Raw genomic sequence first — 19,868 nt, forward strand, 5'->3', positions numbered from 1 at the left:
CTGGATTAACGCAAGATATACAGTTTCCCGAATCCGTTTTTGAATGCTCGATCAGCTGAGGTTGACCGTTGTTGCATTGAATTCCCATTGGAATTGATAAATACTTTATAGAAGTAAACGCCATTGGCCAACTGATCTCCATACTCATCTCTACCATCCCATGCATAATTGGTTATGTTATTACCGATTCGAATGGATCCAATTTCATCTTGGGTAATCTCTCTAACTACTCTTCCTGACACAGTCAAAATTTGAATTTTAATCTGATCTGGAATTTCCGTGCCAGTCAATGTAAATACAAATCGACACCTGGTTGAGAAAGGATTAGGGTATGGATAGAAATGCGTAATAGTAGATTCATTTATTACTTCAAAATTGATCTCATACGGCTCTGAACCGGCTTCATTGCCAGATTCATCCTCTGCTTGCACACGTATCGCATGTATTCCATCTTCCAGCGGACCAGGCTGATATTCTACCTGAAAATCCTGACTTTCGGTAGCAGGAGTATACGTCAAACGAGGGTCAGAGAAATTGATTCGCTGAAATTGGCTTTCTTCACCTGGAAGTTTTAATGAAAGATTAACTCCTGTCGTATCCGATTTAGATGCAAATGGGTTGTCATCTCTCATCTTCACGATGATATTTGGGGTTGGTGAGACAATATCTCCATCAAGTATATGATAGCCATCAAATGTCACATCCAATATGGGATTCGTTTCATCTGCTTGAACACTGATAATACCCGTTTGAGTTATTCGATTATTTGATGCATACACTTCATTTTCATTTGCTGAAACTTCAATAATCAAGCTATTCGCCCCATCCATATTGAAAGAAGAAAATGAGGTCTCAATTACAGCAGTATCTCCTGCTAGTGGTGGTGCAATTTTGAAACTCGATTCTGAAATTGTTCCAAAACTTTGGTTGATCAAAGTTGTCATTACGCTCAATGAATCAGTGAAATCAACATCTGAAATATTATAGAAATAATAGTTCCTCGTAATCTGAGCCCCTTCTAGAACTGACGTAACTGATTTGCTTTCTGGAAGAATCAAGCCTTCTGGGGGATATTCATAGTTGAGTTCCCAGAAATTCAATTGAGCAGGCGTCTGATCAGTTTCGTCATCAAAAGAAAATGAAAGCTCAATTTGAGGATATAAAACAGGATCTACTGATGTAACATCAATTGTTTCTGCGCGCGCTCGGGATTCAAGAGTGGAAAGGTTGCCATCCTTGTCTACACCAAATACTTCAATTCCAATGTTATCATTGACCTCTTCTGTGATATTATAAGAGAATGCTTCCCAACTTTTTACTGGTCCAATTCGCCTACTTCTTAGTTCTCCGCTTACAAATTTCCCAATGACATCATCTTGAAAATCGATGCTCTGCTCAGTCACTGGTGTAGCCGACCCATTATTAATAATTGTAGTGGCAGTACCGGGTGCATCTCCTTTTCTTCCAAAGAAAATAATAGGTTGTCCATCAGTTAGGGAATTAATTGTTGCTGTACTTACACCCAATGAGTTCAAGGTAGCCTCGACATCTGTGTCCCAATTCGAATACAAAACATTGCCAATGTTGAACATGACAATCATATCGCCATCTCGCATATTATCCACCAAGACTTGAAATCGCCTATCTACTCCTATCATATCTTGCTCTCTAAACTGATAGATCCGCTGTGGAAGCCTACCACAAACTTCACGATTGAAAACATCTATTTCAGTTGTTACTATTGGCCGATAAGGATCTCCGCTTTCTTTATCAAATGCAATGGCGTTGAACACATCCATCTCACAGACTGGATCAATCGTATTGGAAGTCACAAAAAAGTTGAGCCCACCTATAATTGCCTCCATATCACTGTATGTAAATGTTGGATTATCAGTACCAAAAGTGAAAATATCAATTGGCGTGGTTGTTTCAATAAACTCCCACGTATTGGTCAGCTGATTGTATTGGACACCAGTTACTTTTTCATTTTCAACTTGTTCCGGATCGTATTGACCCCATCCGTCACCAACATTTGTAATGATAGTGAAGCTGCTTTGAACCCATTCATTAGTTTCATCCGGCTCAGGGTTTGAATATCTCGTCCGCCAATAGATGGTAGATGAATCTGGCAGCGAGAATGTCGAAAAATCAAATGATTGCGTTCCCAGAACTTCTGCTGAAACAGTGAACTGTCTGTTGTTAGGCCCTCCAAAATCTGGTTGAGTATCTAACTCCAATGTATAATTTCTTTCATCCTCCAAGAGGTTACTCGATTGCCACATAAATTCAACTTGCGGGCTTGAAACTGTAGCATTATTTAGCGGGTATAAATTGACTGTGTTGCCACTAAAAATGGATACTTCAAGTGTTGCAGAATTATTTGTTTCATTCAGCTCTGCTGTTGAATTGACCGGATCTAGAATAACATTAAACAAGTTCAATCCATCATTATTCTGAATTGGATCATTTGGTATATAAAATGCCAATGTATCTTGCCTTAAAGGCCTTAAAAACTCTCGTGTATATACTTCCTGTCCACCGTCAGGATACGTTCTGTTTATTTGGACGACTAGCGAATCTTGAACAGTTCTTCCAAAGTTTTTTACAATGACATCTATTCGGAATGAATCCTGACTTGACAATATTTCTTCAGCACCTATAGCAGATGCACTGAGTGAATTATTATCAATTTGATAATCTGGACTGTCAGCGCCAAATACACGATAAGCAGGATCACCTTGTAAGGTCATTTGCTGTACTTGAGTCAAATTAATGTCACTGGTACCATATTGACTTATGTATCTGGTGGATACTTCAAGCATGACGTTTCCAATAGTTTCTCCGATGAAAACATCATCTCCAAAACCCAACTCGTAAAATAAATCGCTCCATCTTCTAAGGGTAGTTGAAAGTGCCACATCAGAATGCGCGATAAATCCAACAGCACCTAAATTTGGTGTGGATAGCCAATCTTCCCCAAAAGTAAAGTTGTTTCCAAAAATCTCTCCTGCCTTACATCCGTTCACCAGAAACACGGGATACTTACCTTTATTGGAGAAGCCAAATGAAGGATTACTTACCCTTCCTATCTCAATGTCTGTGACGGTACCACTGGAGTGACCAAAGAATGTAATATAACCGACTCCCTGATTCACCCGATCCGTAACATCTACAAATTCCACCGCATCACCCGTTTCCTTTCCGGTGTTAAATGCTCGTCCACCAATGAAGTCCGTTTCCAAAACTTCCGTGAAGTCTTGAACGATTCCTATGAAATTTGAAATCTCTGATTTGTTGATACCACCGCTTAATTGTAGAAAATCTTTCCTAAATAAATTATCGTATGGCAGAGATTCCATCTCAATGATTTTGTTCAAATATGCTGTAACATCATCAGTATCAAAAGCGTTAAGTCTGCCGATTGCAATTCCAGGAACTTCTGGGTCTGAGCCAATCCCAAAAGTGAATGCTAAATCACTCCCAGGGACACCATAGGTTGGTACATTGATGTCAGTCTGCACACTTCGGTAATAATTAAAATTGGTCGTGAATCCTTTTCCAATAATGAATACATTCTCTATTGGATTTTGATTGTTTGCATCGATAATGAAATTTTTAATAGCCAGTGGAGATGGATCACCGTAACTATACAGGTTGTATAGGTCATCAATATTTGCCGTTTGTACGTTAAAGCTACCTCCCGCTACAGATTCACGATAATTCTCATAATCTGCAACTGGATCTTCCGGGCTTCTTAAATCACTATGAGATATAATAAGGTAGGTTTTATCACTGAGATTGAAATTGGGTAAGTTGATTTGTTCAATTGAACTTACAGCTAAGGTGTTGGTTACAGCTAAGACCTTGTGTCCATCTACAAAATCAGGTATCACTGCTTCAACTCGATCACTAAAGTTTGTAGTAGAAATTCTGATCCCATTGAGAGGATCAGTGACATCAAATATTCGAGTTCCGGTAGCATTTGTGGTTGCTATCTGCATCCATGCTTTTGCTGCACCCGGGTTGTCCAATGTAAATACCTTGTTCTCATCCACACCTAACTCGATCGTTTGTGGGTATTCCACTTTCACGTACGCCACTGAAATACGCTCTGAGGTTTCGGGGAATCCTTCAGCAGTTATTCGAACAACAAATTCTCCGGCAGCTCCTACATTAGCACTTGTAAAAGATCCTGAGAATAATTGCTTTCCCCATCCATCAAACTCAACATTATCCATCAGGCCAAGAGAACCCACATTTTGTCCAATCTGGACGGCTGCCTTATGGTTCAGGCTATTTCCACCAACGATGACAGTTTCTAAGACAGGATTAACTGCAGAAGACTCAAAGTCTATAAGCGTGAAATCAAAATCCTTGAAAGCATTCTTTGACTGAAAACTACCGGTCCATCCTTCTCCATCATCGTATTTACTGAGGCTAAATGCTGACCCAGTTCCAAATCTGCGCCCCGATGCATAATCAGTAGTAAATAGCTGAATGGTATCAGCCATGTGATAGGCTTCAGGTGTCAGCCCGGTGGCATTTTTGTCGGAAGAAAAAGCCATCCTCTTCACAGTATCAGTACCTAATTTATACGTAAGAAAGTAGGTGGCTGTATCAGAAAATAAATTATATAGTGTATGCGGTTGATCACCTGCATCGTACAATGGAATATCACTTTCTCCATTATTTCTTTTCCCATAAAACTCAAGATAATTAAGCGTACCATCCCCATTCGTATTGACATTTAATGCGACTTCCTGACCTCTACGAAAAAGCTGAATTCTACTGGCTGGTACACTACCTATTGGAAATCCAATGGCAGAAAGCTGATCTTGTGTTACGCGATAAAAACCATCTTCAGCTACTTTTATTTTGTAATAAGATTGGGTGAAATCAATCCATTCATTTCCAACCTGACCGAATGCGCCAACGCTGATTAATATTAGAAGGCCAATAAGTTTATTCCTCCACATTGAAATCTACTTTAATTGAGAAAACATGCGAAAACAATCCTGGTGCCAGGTCTCCAATATCAGTAAGCGCGTAATCCACAGTAAGTTCTTTAATATTGACGCCCACACCGAAATTTGGCTGAAATGTCCACGAAGTAGCGCCATCAAAATCTTTGATCTGCTGAAATTGGTTTATCCCCAACCTAAGAAATGCAAGCTTCTTGTAATCCAATTCAACTCCAGCTTTAGGATCTATTGAAATCAAACTTGTTTTGATTAGCGTATTTCTTTTTCCATCAAATGTCATATCCAGATCAAGTGATGCCATAGCGCCAAATTTTTCTGTGATCGTAAAATCCCTTGATCCACCAAGTATCAATCGTGGTAGTGTTACTTCTACTGAATTAACAGGCACGTCATTACCGGTTAGCGCATAAACCTCCTCCACTTCTGATGTGTTGTGAGACCATGCATTGAACGTTCCCAGCATGTCTCGAGCCACCAAACCAAGTTTCCATTTATTGATTTGCTTCTGCGCTCCAAAGTCAAATCCAAAGCCCCAGGCCTTTGAAAAGCTACCCACAGTCCTGTGAATAACTTTAAGATTACCTCCAGCATCAATTCCGCCAAGAATAGGAAGTTTTCGAGCATACGAAACTAGAAATCCATAATCTGCTGAGGAGAAAAATTGGATGTTATCATAGTTAATCGAACCATTCACATCCACAAGAAACCTAGTGTCAGGAATGTCATCCACAGCAAATCGAATAATGGAAATGGCTATTTTACTTTCATCATCCACCGATGTGGCAAACGCCGCATAGTCGTAATTTGCTAATCCTCCAAAATAGGATGAGTGCATAAGCGCAAGCTGATGATCTGAGCCTAGTTTGTTAAGGCCCGCTGGATTCCAATATCCTGCTGTCACATCATCCACAAATGAGACCGCAGTAAATCCCATTCCAAAAGAACGAGCGCTCACACCAATGTTCATGAATTCGTTGCTATACTTGGGCGTATTGTCACGTGAAGCTGACTCGTCCTGAGCCATTAACCCGATACTCACCCCAAACATTAATACGCCAACAACTATGTACTTCATATAGAATAAATCATAGGCAATTTAGCCATAGCCAACGGATTGGAATAACGAACATCGTCGAATAATAGCTTATATACGACAAAGTGTAAATAATTGCATTTAAATGATTAATCTAATATTTAATGTAACTATTTAAAGAATATTGCATTATCAGTACATTTTTTCATAAAGTACTTGGCCATGCCAAGTACCTTTACGTATATAGCACCGAAACCTATCCATGTTATAATGAAAAGTTTGACCGGAAATGAGAGCTAAAATGAAAATGAGCATGCACAAATGCACGTTGCATCTGGCCTTCAAAAAACATAGCAAGACATATGAATATTGAAAACACACAAGTTCAGATGAGAAAGGGGATTTTGGAGTTTTGTATTTTACATATAATCTCCAGGGGAGAAGTTTACGCTTCCGATATGCTGGAAGAGCTGACCTCTGCAAAAATCATGGTAGTAGAAGGGACATTATATCCGCTGTTAACCAGACTAAGAAAAGCTGGCCTGGTTGACTATAAGTGGGTAGAATCGAAATCAGGACCACCACGCAAATACTATACGCTAACTAAGGATGGTGATAAATTCCTCAAAGGATTAAACCAGACTTGGACTGAATTAGTAGGCTCAACTAAAAAAATCATCGCGAATAAAAACACGAAGAAGAAAGCATGAAAAGGCCTGACAACCAACTACATGCGACCTCAATAAAAAGACATAACACATGAAAAAGAATATAAGTATCAACATTGGCGGTATCATATTCCACATCGAAGAAGATGGATATGATAAACTGAAAAGCTACCTCGATTCAGTCAATAAATACTTTTCCTCTTTTGAAGATAGCAAGGAAATCATTGCTGATATAGAAGGACGAATTGCCGAAATATTCCTTTCTAAATTGGATGAAGGAAAGCAAATCATCAATCATGAGGACGTGAATGACCTGATCGCTACTATGGGTACGACCAAGGATTTTGAAGCGACCATCGAAAATGAACCTGAAGAAAAAAGTGAGGAAAAGGTTCATGAAAAAACTGAAGAGCAGAAGGATGATAAAAAAGAAGAAGAGCCAAAAAGTTCTAATGAAAAGTCGAAAAGACTCTATCGCGATTCGAAGCGAAAAGTAATTGGTGGTGTTGCATCTGGTATTGCTAACTACTTCAATATGGATCCTATCTGGATTCGTTTGCTCATGCTAGCTTTCCTTTTCAATATCTTTTTTTGGGGATTAAGTGGTTTCATCTTCCTTACATATATCATCCTATGGATAGCCGTTCCAGCTAGCGATCAACTAGATGATGATAAAGCTGTGAAAAAACTCTTCCGTAGCACAGATGATCGGGTCTTAGGTGGTGTATCAGGAGGAATCGCGTCTTACTTTGGAACTGATCCTGTAGTGATTAGAGTGCTATTCGTAATCTCTATTTTTCTTGGCGGAGCTGGCCTTCTGGTCTATTTAATCCTTTGGATAATCACGCCTGAAGCCAAATCCATAACTGAGAAAATGCAAATGCAGGGCGAACCTGTTACCATTAGCAATATCGAGGAGAATCTGAAAAAGAATCTCAATGTGAAAGAAGGGGAAGAAAATGTGTTTGTGAAAATTCTTTTGTTCCCTTTCAGACTCATCGCCATGATCTTCAAGGCACTTGGAGAGGTGTTAGGCCCACTATTGAAAGTAGGTGTAGAAGTATTAAGAATAGCTGTAGGTGTATTCTTAGTATTCCTTGGCTTTGTTCTAATGATCTGCTTCACAATAACGCTGGCCGTATTACTTGGTGTAGGTGGGGCAATGGACACCTGGGTTCACTTTGGTGAGTTCCCAGCTGAGGAAATATTTGGTTCCTTAAGTACAATCGCTATTATCTCTTGCTACATCGTATCAATGATACCTTCACTGGCAGTCCTTATGCTTGGTTTGGTCATCATTCTTAAGAAAAAAGTGACCAGTGCATTTGTTGCATGGAGCATGTTTGGACTATGGTTACTCGGCATGATAGGACTGGCAATTTCAGTTCCTACAATTATTAGAGACTATAGCACAGAAAGTACATTTAAAGAAGAACGTACCTACCAGGTTTATGATGGAATTGCTCAACTCAAACTCAATGAGTTGGATTGGGACAGGTATAATAGTGTTGATCTGAAAATCCGTGGACATGAAGATTCAACAGCCTACTTATTGGAAATGGATTTCGACTCTCGGGGATACTCCAGAAGCAATGCAAGAGATAATGGTGAAGCGGTAGACTATGTGGTCACTCAAGAGGGCAACACTTTCCTTTTTGATTCTGAAATTGACTTTGGAAATGCACCCTTCCGGTTCCAGGAAGTCTCTGCCACTTTCTATATCCCTTATGGTAAAGTTTTCACTATGGATTATGACTTGAGAAAGATCTTAAGAAATACACTTTGGATACATGACTTCAACTCAAGAGACCTTGGAGACAATGAGTGGATATTTGAGAAAACCGGATTGAAATGTTTGACATGTAATGATTCGGATAGAGGGTATGATAATAGAAACAGTTCGAACGGGTCCGATACTCAAGAATACCAATTTCGAGATTTTGATGAAGTAGAACTTATTTCCCTTTTTGATTTTGAAATTATTCAGGATGATGACTACTCAGTGAGACTTGAAGGCGATGAAGATGATCTGGATGATGTTTATATAAGTCAAAGTGGAGACGAGCTGGAGATTAGATATGGTAGAAATAAAGATTGGTGGAAAAGGCGTAATCGGCGAGATAAAATCAAAGTATTTATTCGAATGCCTGAGCTCGAGTACCTGAGAGCTACAGGAGCATGTGATGGTGAAATTCGCGACTTCAGAAGCGCTGATCTCTCTTTGGATATTGAAGGAGCTTCGAAAGTGTGGGCAAATGTAAACGCAAAGTACCTCCAAGCTGATTTGGCTGGTGCTTCTGAATTGGTTTTGGTAGGTAGTGGCGAAGATCTGGAGGTGGATCTGGTAGGTGCCTCAGAGCTCAATGCATTTAATTATGAAGTTGATGATGCCGACATCAATGCCGTTGGCGCATCTTCCGCAAAAGTTTACGCAAGTAACGAATTACAAGCTTCTGCTACAGGAGCGAGCAAAATTCGCTACCGTGGTAATGCCAGAGTATCATCTAATAGTGCCGGATTGAGCTCCGTTAAAAAAGATTAAAAACATCTAACTGGTCCAGAGCTGACTAAAAGGCTCAGTCATTTAGGTTTTGGTATCCCTTGCTTTTGGTCGAGCAGGGGATTTTTTATTGAGGCAGCAACGAATAAGCCAACGGCTTTCCACCGAAAAGTACCTTTGTCTTGGTCCAGGTGTCACTAAAAAGTTCTGAATTCCGATAGGCCTCCAGATTGCCCTCACTCTCCCATTTACTGAAGGTGTAATAGACATGATCCAACTTGGCGTCTTTGCACAATTCCAAATGTGCGCAACCAGGAAAAGTTGTAATCTTCTCTTTTACTGTTTCAAACAGTGCTAAAAAGTCTTCGACTTTCCCAGGATCAAAATCCATTCGTACAATGCGTATTAACATAATTATCTGGATATAAATTCTATAAGTACTGGCGAGTCAACCGACAAACCCAATAGTTCTGAGGCATTTCCTTTATTAATACCAATTTGTAGCTGACCGGATGAATTGAACAAAACATAGCAATCTCCAGACTCCACATCGCTAAAGAAAGCATGCAACTGCTGAAACTGTTCGCGCCCAAATCGAATGGCGTATTGAACACCCGCTCCGTTGATTTCCAAAATCTTCTCAAATTCTAATTTCTGAATATTGGTAATTAGGTTTCCATACCGGTCCACCGCGATCACATTACCAGCAATCTCACGCTTAGTTACCTTCAATTGGCGCGCATATAGTTCCGTCATCCCATCTACTATGGTGCCCACATCCTTTAAAGGCTTCCCATTTGCAAGCTGCAGAGCAGTTTTCGCCAATACATCTTTTGCTGGAAATGTAGACTTGCCATTCTCCAATACTACAATTTGATCTGGTTTTTTCTCGGTAATCAAGCTGAAGATTCCGGAATCAAAACCTACAAACATATGTCCATCCAATTCAATTGCCAGTGCTTTTGACTTTTCTCGCATCGCATCCACTGCTACGATATGAACCGTTTTTACAGGAAAGTCCTTGTATACATTACGAAGAACATTGGCTGCATGAGAAATATCAAATGGCCTGATATCGTGGGAAATATCCGTTATGGGTTGTGTGGGAGCTTCCGATACAATGGCAGCCTTCACAGCAGCCACGTAATGGTCTACCGTCCCGAAATCAGACATGAAGGTGATTAACGCCATTTTGGGGGAATTCAGCTTACATTTGTTCTTACAAAGCTATATATTTTACCTACTAAGCATTAACTGAAATATCGATTGCTGGAAAAAATAATTACACTCGAAAATGTTTCTCTGGTTGACTTCCTTGGAATAGAAAACCAAAACATCAAAACGATCGCTACGGCCTTCCCTGATAGTCAAATTGTTAGCCGTGGAAATGAGATCAGAATTAAAGGTTCTGCACCACAGATTCTGAAGATCAATGAAATCCTGAATTCATTGCTGACGCACTACCATGAGTATGGAAAGGTCACCGCAGAAAACGTAAAGGACTTTGTGGACAATGAGGAAAACACCATCGATGCAGGTCCAAACGCCAGCGCCCTTGTTCACGGCACACGAGGCAATCGCATCGTCCCTAAGACGATCAACCAGAAGAAACTTGTAACGGCAGTAGAAAAAAATGATCTGGTGTTTGCCATCGGTCCAGCCGGGACAGGTAAAACCTATATCTCTGTTGCTCTTGCCGTACGTGCTTTGAAAAACAAAGAAGTAAAAAAGATTATCATCACCCGACCAGCCGTGGAAGCTGGAGAAAATCTGGGATTCCTTCCGGGTGATTTGAAAGAGAAAATTGATCCGTACCTGCGACCGATCTACGATGCACTGAGTGATATGATTCCGGCGGAAAAACTTCGCTATTACAAGGAGAATGGTATTGTCGAGATTGCACCTTTGGCATACATGCGCGGACGAACGCTCAATGATGCTTACGTCCTTTTGGATGAGGCACAAAATACCACACCTATGCAGATTAAAATGTTTCTGACACGGATGGGGCCGCAATCCAAAGTGATCATCACTGGTGATCAATCGCAGATAGACTTGCCGAAAAAGCAAATCTCTGGCTTGATAGAGACCATGCAAGTACTCAAGGGTGTGAAGGGCATTGGCTTTGTAAACCTGGACGAGCGCGACGTGGTTCGACACAAACTGGTGAAAGCAATTATTAAAGCATATAACAAGTATGACCTACAGAGTACTGGCGGCAACAAGTGAGGAGCTGAGAAAGAAGGCCTTTCAGATTCGTGAGGAAGTGTTTGTGGTGGAGCAAGAAGTAACCTCAGACGAAGAGTTTGATGAATTTGAAGACGAATCTCACCACTATGTAGCCCTGAATGAAAACGATGTACCGATTGGCTCTGCACGCTGGAGATACACAGAAAAAGGAATAAAGCTTGAACGATTCACTGCGAAGAAAACCATGCGTGGCAAAGGGCTAGGCACGGCCATTGTGCAAGCTGTGCTGGACGACATTGCCGAAAAGGCCAGTCCAGGCACCTACCTCTACATGCATGCGCAGCTATCGGCTGTTCCGCTTTACTTAAAGTTTGGTTTCCAAGCGAAAGGCGACCAGTTTGATGAGTGTGGGATTATGCATTATTTGATGTGGAGGGAGTTGTAGTAAATTTTAATATCTACATGAATTTAATATAGGCCTGTTCTTGTATTTGCTTTTCTAAAAACATTCTACACTTTTAGCTTCTAGTCACTTAAATTCATCTCTATATTTTTCTGAAAATTCGTTATCCCTTTCAAACAGGTATACAAATCGTAAACTGAGACCAACAATTAGCTAAAAGTCCATTTGACATCAATACTAGCACCTAGAATGCATGGGTGTTCTTCTGGAATTCATATCCTTTTGTGCGTTTGAGTATCGTTCTAATTCTTGGAGTTGTTTGCTTTGATCAGCTTCCTGAATTGTGGACCTATCCAATTTGGAGCTTCTGCCTCAGTCTAATCTTGTACTCCATCTTTTTAATCATTTCGGAGCGTTCCAGTTTTTATAAGCTTCGCCACCTAAACGGGATACAGGCCTTACTCATCATCTTTTTTGTTGGTGGCTATTTGACAAAACTCAAATATCATGACCAAAAGGAATCTCATTATACAAATTTGAGCGCCAAAATCAGCGGGTTTTCAGGAGTGATTGTTAGCCCCGTCAATGAACGAACGAATCATTTTAGGTACGAGCTTGAATTAACTCAAATAGTGGCTAATGATTCATTGTTACCTACCGAAGGTAAAATTCATTTATATGTGCAAAAAGATACATTGCAAGCTTCATTACGTTATGGTGATCATGTAAATGTATTCGGTAGATTTTATTCCATACCTAAACCAGGAAACCCGGGTGAATTCAATTACAAGCAATACCTGGCCAGGCAAAACATTTATGGACAATCATTTGTAAAAAAAAGAGATTTAGAAATCCGTCAAAATACATCTCTCAATAGAATTCTTGAATGGGCTTATAAGCTTAGAGCGAATGCAAACGCCATCATTGACAAGCACATACCTCAGCCTCGTGAAAATGGCATAGCCAAGGCTCTCCTTCTAGGCATCAAGGATCACCTGGATAACGATCTGAAGGAGGCCTACTCTGCGGCGGGAGCCATGCATGTACTTGCAGTTTCGGGCTTGCATGTCGGAATAGTCTTCTTGATTATCAAACTGATTTTCGGAAGACTTCAAGAAATGGGGAAATGGGGGAAATTCTTTTTTGGAGCCCTTAGTGTAAGTGTCATCTGGCTTTATGCATGTGTGACCGGGCTAAGTCCCTCAGTATTAAGAGCTGCCACCATGTTCTCACTTGTAGCGCTAAGTGAAGCATCTGTTCGCGAAACGAATATTTATAATTCACTGGGGCTTGCTGCTTTCATTCTGCTATTATTTGACCCATATCTGATTTATTCTGTTGGTTTCCAATTGTCATTTTCCGCTGTGATTGGGATTGTTTATCTCCAGCCAAAAATCCTCCAATTGTTAGAATTTCGATTCCTAATTCTTGACAAAGCATGGTCAATTACTTGTGTTTCAATTGCTGCCCAAATAGCAACTTTTCCGCTAACCGCTTATTATTTTCATCAGTTTCCAACTTATTTTCTTGTTTCGAATTTGATAGTAATCCCAGCTTCATTTCTAATGCTTTCGGGAGGATTGACAATGCTCTTGACAGACATTGTTTCTACCACCATTAGCGGATTTGTTGGGTTTCTACTTCAAAAAGCTATATGGCTGCTTAATGAGTTGATCAGTTATGTTCACATTCTACCCAATAGCATGATAGAATGGATCTATATGGATAGGATACAACTAATGTTCACTTATGGCATTGTGTTCACCTTTATCGTTGGCTTACACTACGGAGCATTCCGGACTCTTAAAGTTTCTGGATTTCTAATCTTACTGCTTTTGGTGTGGACGCTGAAGCGCAATGAAACGCAATTCCAAAAGCATGAATTAATTTTCTATGAAATTAAAGGCAAACTAGCAATTGACCACATCCAAGGCTACAGCGCCAAGTTGCATATTGAATCATTAAAAGAGGATGAAGCTGAGTTACTTGCTTATCAAATAAATCCTTATCGGTTATCATCGGGCCTACGACCAATAAGCGAAGGCATAATGACCTTGAAGCGCGCAAACTTTGAAAAAAAGGATGTCATTAGCTTAGGGGTAATTGGAAACAAGAAAATCATAATATTAGACTCAACAACTTTCCATTTAGATTTCAAAAACAGAATTGCTATTGATTATGTGATAGTCAATAAAGGAGCAGTTAAAAGTCTGGAATGGCTAAAGAATAATTTCAGTTTTGATATGATAATAATCGGCAATAGCAACTCGATTTATTATTCAAAAAAAATGAAAAAGCAAGCGGCTAAACTTAATTTGAAAATTCATTCACTTAAAGAGGATGGGGCACTTCGAATTTTATTGGAATAAACAAAAAAAGAGCGGACAATGTAGCCCGCTCTGTTCACCACCAATCCCGACTAGCATCGGGAAAAAACTTACTACCGCCTAGTAGTATCACAAATGTAATACATATAGTGGTTCACCAAAGCAAATTTTAAAAAAACAGCTATCGTGCAAACGACATTTTTCACCACTTTACAATTGCACCTGCAAAAGTTAGCCCTCCGCCAAACCCAATCAATAATAGTGTATCGCCTTTTTTGATACCACCGTTAGCTTCAGACTTAGCAATTGCTAATGGAATAGAGGCAGAAGACGTGTTCCCAAACTCCGTTACACTTTCTGGGATTTTCGTCATTGGGAAGTCCAAATTTTTAGCAATTGCCTCAATAATGCGGAGATTTGCACTATGTGGTACGATGTAATCCAGATCGTCCAATGTCATGCCTGCTTTACCAACAAGCTCTTGGATCTTGATTGGAATGTTTCCCACTGCCCATTTAAATACTGACCGCCCATTCTGCACAATTTTTCCATGTGGGTTGATCCCCACTCCATTGATGCTATTCTTCTTGTGGCTTAAGTATAAATCATGACCTAAATCACCACTTGTGCCTGAATTAAACGCAAGAAAGTGTTCTTCTTCGCTAGGTTCCACTAACGCTGCCCCAGCTGCATCACCAAACAAAATGCAGGAAGTACGATCTTCCATGTCCATAATTTTACTTAAGGTCTCGCTACCAATCACCAACACTTTTTTATAAACTCCCGCGTTTACAAAGCCATGCGCCATCTGAAGCCCATATACAAAGCCAGCGCAAGCAGCATAGATGTCATTGCATCCTGCATTTTCTATACCTAACTTATATTGAACACGTGATGCTGTATTTGGCATCAATTGATCTGGTGATGTGGTGCAGACCACAATAAAGTCAACATCAGAAATATCTGCGCCACTATTTGCAACCAAGTTCTCAACTGCTTTTACTGAGAGGTCACTTGCAAACTCGCCATCTTTTGCAAATCGCCTGGTTTTAATTCCGGTTCGGGAAATAACCCACTCGTCATTCGTATCTATAAACTCCTCGAAGTAATGGTTGTCGACGATCTTTTCGGGTACATAAGTACCAAATGCGGTAATTTTTGACATAATAAGATTTGGGGGGATTTTATTGAAAAAGATTAATCTTTTGGGATGATTGTCTATTTCAAAAGCAAGTTGAATGAGGATATTGGTAAATCCAAAGAAGCTACTTATTTTCTTTCAGCATTTTTTCTACTTCCTGTAGCTCGTCTCTCAATCTGGCCGCTTCCATGAAGTCCAGGTCTTTAGCTGCTTTTTCCATTTTTCTTCTGGTTTCATTCGCTAGTTTGGCCAGTTGCTCATTAGACATATACGAAACCACAGGATCTGCCGCCAAGGATTGTTCCTCCTCGATGTAGTATTTTTTCGCTCCTTTTTTCTTGTCCGCGACACCTGTCTGACGCAGGATTTCTTCCCTATTCTTTTTCAAGGAAACGGGTGTAATCCCATGTTTTTCATTGTATTCCATTTGAATACCTCTTCTGCGGTTGGTTTCATCAATTGCGAGTTTCATTGATCCTGTAACCTTATCGGCATACATAATTACTTTACCATGATCATTTCGAGCAGCTCTACCAATGGTCTGGACCAAAGAACGTTCGTTTCTAAGAAATCCTTCTTTATCTGCATCTAAAATAGCAACCAATGATACTTCGGGCAGATCAAGTCCCTCTCTGAGTAGATTCACTCCAACCAATACGTCAAAGACTCCCAGTCTTAGTTCCCTTAAAATTTCAACACGATCAAGCGTATCAACCTCCGAATGGATATATCTGGTCTTTACTCCGGCATTGAGCAAATACTTGGTGAGTTCTTCTGCCATTCGCTTGGTCAATGTTGTCACCAATATTCGGTCTTCCATTTCAATACGCTGCTGAATTTCCTCCATCAAATCATCGACTTGATTTTGACTTGGACGCACATCTATCACAGGATCGAGCAGTCCGGTTGGCCGGATTAATTGCTCTATAATCACGCCCTCAGATTTTCTCAACTCATAATCACTCGGTGTTGCACTCACAAACACTACCTGATTTAGCATATCCTCAAACTCATTGAAAGTTAATGGACGATTATCCATAGCAGATGGCAGCCTGAAACCGTAATCTACCAGATTCACTTTTCGAGCTCGATCTCCTCCCCACATGCCTCTGACCTGCGGGACTGTCACGTGACTCTCGTCAATAATCATCAGGAAATCATCTGGAAAATAGTCGAGAAGACAGAATGGTCTGCTTCCGGGAGATCGACGATCGAAATACCTGGAATAGTTTTCCACACCTGAGCAATATCCGATCTCACGGATCATTTCGATATCGAATTCGGTTCGTTCTTTCAATCTTTTGGCTTCTAAAAACCTTCTCTCATCTTCAAAAAACTGAACCTGCTCCACCATATCATCTTGAATTTCCTTGATTGCAACTTGCAGTTGATCCTTGTCTGTCACGAATAGGTTTGCTGGAAAAATTGAGATAATACGCTCGTCAGATTGTTTCTCCCCTGTTATCGGATCAATGCGCTGGATCGATTCAATCTCATCGCCCCAGAAAATAAAACGATAGGCAAAATCGGCATATGCTACAAAAACATCGACCGTATCTCCCTTTACACGAAAGGTGCCTCGTTTAAATTCAGCTTCCGTCCTGCTGTAGAGAATATCGACCAGGTTAAAAAGAAACTTATTCCTTGAAACTACATCTCCTTCCTGGACCTTAATGACATTTTTGCCAAACTCTTCAGGGTTGCCTATTCCATAGATGCACGAGACAGAAGCTACAACAATTACGTCTCTTCTACCCGAAAGCAAAGCTGATGACGCACTCAATCTTAATTTTTCGATTTCATCGTTTATTGAAAGATCTTTTTCTATGTACACATTGCTGGTAGGTATATAGGCTTCTGGCTGATAGTAATCGTAATATGAAATGAAATACTCAACAGCATTCTCAGGAAAAAAGCGTTTAAACTCGCCGTAAAGCTGCGCAGCTAGTGTTTTGTTGTGGCTTAAGACAAGTGTTGGCTTTTGAACCTGTTCTACCGCATTAGCCATGGTGAAGGTCTTTCCCGAACCCGTCACTCCAAGAAGTGTTTGAGCAGCTTCGCCACTATTGATCCCTTCTACAATTTGTCGGATGGCTTCTGGCTGATCGCCTGTTGGGCTGTATTCTGAAACGAGTTTAAAATCCATTGACTAGCTATTCCAAATATCCCAGGATCTTTCTGCTTGCAGCTCCAACATCTCCAGGCCATTTTTTATTTCTGCTCCGTACTTCTTCCCCTCTTTCATGAATGCCGTTTCTTCTGGATTATATATCAAATCATAAAAATATGTTCCCTTTTTTATTTGATTATACGGTAAATCGGGAATTGACTCATTATTAGGATACATACCAAGTGGCGTAGTGTTAACAATAAGTTTGAATCGAGTAATGATCTCCGGGTTGGCTTTGATTTGATCGTACGTATAATCACCACCTTTGTTTGTTCTGCTCACTTGGTTGTAAGGGATGTCTAAGTCAGTAAGGCCTGCTTGTACGGCCTTAGATGCTCCTCCAGACCCTAGGATTAAAGCTTCTCCTTTGAAACCATCACCAATCCATGCTTTAAGTGATTCTCGGAAGGCCATGTAGTCTGTATTATATCCAATAAGCTGACCTCCCGTTTTGTAGATAACATTCGCAGCTCCCACCTTGATGGCACTTGCATCTTGCTTATCTAGATACTTTACCACTTTTTCTTTATGCGGAACTGTCACATTTAAGCCATGAAGGTCTGAGTGCTTCAGCCAAAGAGCTGGAAATTCATTCAAGAATTCCATTTCAAACAAATCATAAACATGATCCTTGAGTTTAAGCTTTTTGAATTTCTTGGTGAAGAAATTCTGAGAGTAGCTGTGTCCTACAGGATAACCGATTAATCCAAAGCGCGTCATATTGATTAAAGTTATATCAAGTACTTAACCCAGCCTACTACTTTTCGGAAGTTGATGATTTTCGTTCCATCCAAATGACTAACAAAAAACCGATAATAATGAAGATCAATGAATAGAGAAATTCTATATTTAGTTCAGGTAATTTCCATTTATATCCGACAGCTTTTTCCACTCCACCAAACACTTCTATCAATGTCGCTTTCCATGGCCAAATAATTAATAATGATCCGGCTACAAATCCACTAAGAATCGCAACGGTTACATCTTTAAATTTGCTAAATAGAAAAGATAAAAGCCGGGATAAGACTACCAACCCCAGCACACATCCTATGGCAATGGGAGCAATGATTCTTATTTCTAAGCTAGAAATCGCCTTTAAAACAAGTAAATAGTTGCCCATTAATAATAAAATATAGGACCCTGATAAACCAGGAAGGATCATACTACAAACAGCTGCAACGCCGCATAATATTAAGTAAACAAATGACTCATTGGGTTGTGCTGGTGGCAAGAATGCTATTCCTATCGCAATTGCTGAACCTACGATGAATGAAATTATTACAGCCAGGGAGATTTGACTTATTTGACGAGAAACTGCCAACACCGATGCGACTATCAAACCAAAGAAAAAAGATAGTGTGAGCGTTTCATATTGATCAAATGCAATCTCTAAAAGTTTTGCTAAGCTTAAAATACTTACAAAAACTCCGAGAAAGAGGACAACCAAAAAATAGAAATCTACTTTTTTAGCAAATTCACGGAATCGGCCGCTAAAGAAGAACTTTAAAGCTGCAAGATCAATATTTTTTAAGGCGTTGATCAGGCGCTCGTATATTCCTGTGATAAAAGCAACTGTTCCTCCAGAAACGCCAGGGATTACATTAGCAGCTCCCATAGCCAGTCCTTTCAGGAAAAGTTTGAAATTGATCATTTAGATCTACAAAAAGTGGCTAAATGTATCTCCTCTTAGTCCCAACCTAATAGTTTCTAAAGGTATTACTTCATTTGGAGCAATATTTCCAAGGTTTACGTTAGATCCGCAAAGCTTAATAAACCACACTTGTTGGGCCTTTTGTGGTGCTTCCCATAAGATCTTTTCTGTGGGAATCTGAGTTAAAATCTCCTCTACCAGTCCTTGCCTTACTTCTCCAGAATCTCTAAAAAGACCAACATTTCCACTTTCTCTTGCCTCGCCGATTACTTTCCATGCGCCTGCTTCCAACTCAGTGCTCATTTGCTCGATCCACTTATAAGGAGGAATAATCTTTGCAGCATCTTTCGAACCAACTTCGCTCAAAACAGTTACCTGCTCTGCCAACGTCCTAATGTATTCGCATTTTGTGTCATGATCCATTACTAATGAGCCATCAGAAACCTCAGCATATTCCATTCCATACTTGTCAAGCACTTTTCGATAATCTTCAAATTGTTCTCTGACAATAAATGCTTCAAATAGGGTTCCACCAAAGTAGGTAGGTATTCCTGCTTCTTTATACAAGGCTATTTTTTCTTTCAACTTTGGATAAACAAAGGATGTAGCCCAACCGAATTTTACAATATCGATATACGCTTCACTTGATTCAATCAGGTCTTCAACTTCCCGCAAGCTGAGTCCTTTGTCCATGACCATGGTATAGCCTTCTGTCCTTGGCTTATTCGTTCGTTCGGGTAGGTTGTTTAGATGATAATTCATTTAGGATTTTTGTCGCTCTGAAAAAACAAGCCTCAAAAATC

General features: G+C 40.0%; 14 protein-coding genes. 5 read left to right on the top strand and 9 right to left on the bottom strand.

The features are described 5' to 3' along the window. Positions 1 to 5 precede the first annotated feature (5 nt). Both ABJG98_RS16810 and ABJG98_RS16815 read right to left on the bottom strand, forming a co-directional pair. Complete coding sequence (locus ABJG98_RS16810) at positions 6 to 4,976, bottom strand: C25 family cysteine peptidase (RefSeq protein WP_348280708.1); 4,971 nt, start codon at positions 4,974 to 4,976, stop codon at positions 6 to 8. Beyond that, on the bottom strand, positions 4,963 to 6,057 hold the full coding sequence (locus tag ABJG98_RS16815; RefSeq protein ID WP_348280709.1) for a PorV/PorQ family protein: 1,095 nt from the start codon (positions 6,055 to 6,057) through the stop codon (positions 4,963 to 4,965). Before ABJG98_RS16815 ends, ABJG98_RS16810 begins: the two co-directional genes overlap by 14 nt. 320 nt (positions 6,058 to 6,377) lie before the next feature. Between ABJG98_RS16815 and ABJG98_RS16820 the strand changes: the two genes are divergently transcribed. Continuing rightward, on the top strand, positions 6,378 to 6,725 hold the full coding sequence (locus ABJG98_RS16820) for a PadR family transcriptional regulator (protein ID WP_348280710.1): 348 nt from the start codon (positions 6,378 to 6,380) through the stop codon (positions 6,723 to 6,725). Positions 6,726 to 6,774: 49 nt separating this feature from the next. Next, complete coding sequence (locus ABJG98_RS16825; protein WP_348280711.1) at positions 6,775 to 9,225, top strand: PspC domain-containing protein; 2,451 nt, start codon at positions 6,775 to 6,777, stop codon at positions 9,223 to 9,225. 85 nt (positions 9,226 to 9,310) lie between these two features. Here ABJG98_RS16825 and ABJG98_RS16830 read toward each other — a convergent pair whose 3' ends face one another. Together ABJG98_RS16830 and ABJG98_RS16835 are read right to left on the bottom strand one after the other, a co-directional pair. Next, the gene (locus tag ABJG98_RS16830; RefSeq protein ID WP_348280712.1) at positions 9,311 to 9,595 is read right to left on the bottom strand and encodes an antibiotic biosynthesis monooxygenase family protein; all 285 of its coding nucleotides are present in this window, start codon (positions 9,593 to 9,595) and stop codon (positions 9,311 to 9,313) included. Between the two features lie 2 nt (positions 9,596 to 9,597). Beyond that, complete coding sequence (locus tag ABJG98_RS16835; RefSeq protein ID WP_348280713.1) at positions 9,598 to 10,374, bottom strand: SAM-dependent chlorinase/fluorinase; 777 nt, start codon at positions 10,372 to 10,374, stop codon at positions 9,598 to 9,600. A gap of 75 nt (positions 10,375 to 10,449) precedes the next feature. On the opposite strand from ABJG98_RS16835, the gene ABJG98_RS16840 reads away from it, so the two are divergent. From ABJG98_RS16840 to ABJG98_RS16850, 3 genes are all read left to right on the top strand, one after another. Next, positions 10,450 to 11,412: a PhoH family protein gene (locus tag ABJG98_RS16840; protein ID WP_348280714.1), complete on the top strand. Its 963-nt coding sequence runs from the start codon at positions 10,450 to 10,452 to the stop codon at positions 11,410 to 11,412. Beyond that, positions 11,381 to 11,818, top strand: coding sequence for a GNAT family N-acetyltransferase (locus ABJG98_RS16845; protein ID WP_348280715.1), 438 nt, complete (start codon positions 11,381 to 11,383; stop codon positions 11,816 to 11,818). The genes ABJG98_RS16840 and ABJG98_RS16845 overlap by 32 nt, the downstream gene beginning before the upstream one ends. Positions 11,819 to 12,066: 248 nt before the next feature. Continuing rightward, on the top strand, positions 12,067 to 14,145 hold the full coding sequence (locus ABJG98_RS16850; protein WP_348280716.1) for a ComEC/Rec2 family competence protein: 2,079 nt from the start codon (positions 12,067 to 12,069) through the stop codon (positions 14,143 to 14,145). A gap of 160 nt (positions 14,146 to 14,305) precedes the next feature. Here the strand turns inward: ABJG98_RS16850 and ABJG98_RS16855 are convergent, their stop codons facing one another. The 5 genes from ABJG98_RS16855 to ABJG98_RS16875 all read right to left on the bottom strand — a co-directional run bounded on the left by ABJG98_RS16855 (position 14,306) and on the right by ABJG98_RS16875 (position 19,827). Next, positions 14,306 to 15,268, bottom strand: coding sequence for a ketoacyl-ACP synthase III (locus tag ABJG98_RS16855; protein ID WP_348280717.1), 963 nt, complete (start codon positions 15,266 to 15,268; stop codon positions 14,306 to 14,308). 100 nt (positions 15,269 to 15,368) lie between these two features. Next, on the bottom strand, positions 15,369 to 17,390 hold the full coding sequence (uvrB, locus tag ABJG98_RS16860) for an excinuclease ABC subunit UvrB (protein ID WP_348280718.1): 2,022 nt from the start codon (positions 17,388 to 17,390) through the stop codon (positions 15,369 to 15,371). Between the two features lie 3 nt (positions 17,391 to 17,393). Beyond that, positions 17,394 to 18,134, bottom strand: a complete 741-nt coding sequence (aroE, locus tag ABJG98_RS16865) for a shikimate dehydrogenase (protein WP_348280719.1) — start codon at positions 18,132 to 18,134, stop codon at positions 17,394 to 17,396. A 37-nt stretch (positions 18,135 to 18,171) separates the two neighbouring features. Beyond that, positions 18,172 to 19,029: a DUF368 domain-containing protein gene (locus ABJG98_RS16870; protein ID WP_348280720.1), complete on the bottom strand. Its 858-nt coding sequence runs from the start codon at positions 19,027 to 19,029 to the stop codon at positions 18,172 to 18,174. Between the two features lie 42 nt (positions 19,030 to 19,071). Further along, positions 19,072 to 19,827, bottom strand: a complete 756-nt coding sequence (locus tag ABJG98_RS16875; RefSeq protein ID WP_348280721.1) for a phosphosulfolactate synthase — start codon at positions 19,825 to 19,827, stop codon at positions 19,072 to 19,074. Between the last annotated feature and the right edge of the window lie 41 nt (positions 19,828 to 19,868).

It is taken from the genome of Ekhidna sp. (assembly GCF_039960695.1).
Classification (GTDB): domain Bacteria; phylum Bacteroidota; class Bacteroidia; order Cytophagales; family Cyclobacteriaceae; genus Ekhidna.

Coding starts and splice junctions, on each gene's coding strand:
- ABJG98_RS16845 (WP_348280715.1), top strand. CDS start 11,381: ATGACCTACAGAGTACTGGCGGCAACAAGTGAGGAGCTGAGAAAGAAG.
- ABJG98_RS16855 (WP_348280717.1), bottom strand. CDS start 15,268: ATGTCAAAAATTACCGCATTTGGTACTTATGTACCCGAAAAGATCGTC.
- ABJG98_RS16870 (WP_348280720.1), bottom strand. CDS start 19,029: ATGGGAGCTGCTAATGTAATCCCTGGCGTTTCTGGAGGAACAGTTGCT.
- aroE (WP_348280719.1), bottom strand. CDS start 18,134: ATGACGCGCTTTGGATTAATCGGTTATCCTGTAGGACACAGCTACTCT.
- ABJG98_RS16815 (WP_348280709.1), bottom strand. CDS start 6,057: ATGAAGTACATAGTTGTTGGCGTATTAATGTTTGGGGTGAGTATCGGG.
- ABJG98_RS16875 (WP_348280721.1), bottom strand. CDS start 19,827: ATGAATTATCATCTAAACAACCTACCCGAACGAACGAATAAGCCAAGG.
- ABJG98_RS16830 (WP_348280712.1), bottom strand. CDS start 9,595: ATGTTAATACGCATTGTACGAATGGATTTTGATCCTGGGAAAGTCGAA.
- ABJG98_RS16825 (WP_348280711.1), top strand. CDS start 6,775: ATGAAAAAGAATATAAGTATCAACATTGGCGGTATCATATTCCACATC.
- ABJG98_RS16810 (WP_348280708.1), bottom strand. CDS start 4,976: ATGTGGAGGAATAAACTTATTGGCCTTCTAATATTAATCAGCGTTGGC.
- ABJG98_RS16835 (WP_348280713.1), bottom strand. CDS start 10,374: ATGGCGTTAATCACCTTCATGTCTGATTTCGGGACGGTAGACCATTAC.
- uvrB (WP_348280718.1), bottom strand. CDS start 17,390: ATGGATTTTAAACTCGTTTCAGAATACAGCCCAACAGGCGATCAGCCA.
- ABJG98_RS16820 (WP_348280710.1), top strand. CDS start 6,378: ATGAATATTGAAAACACACAAGTTCAGATGAGAAAGGGGATTTTGGAG.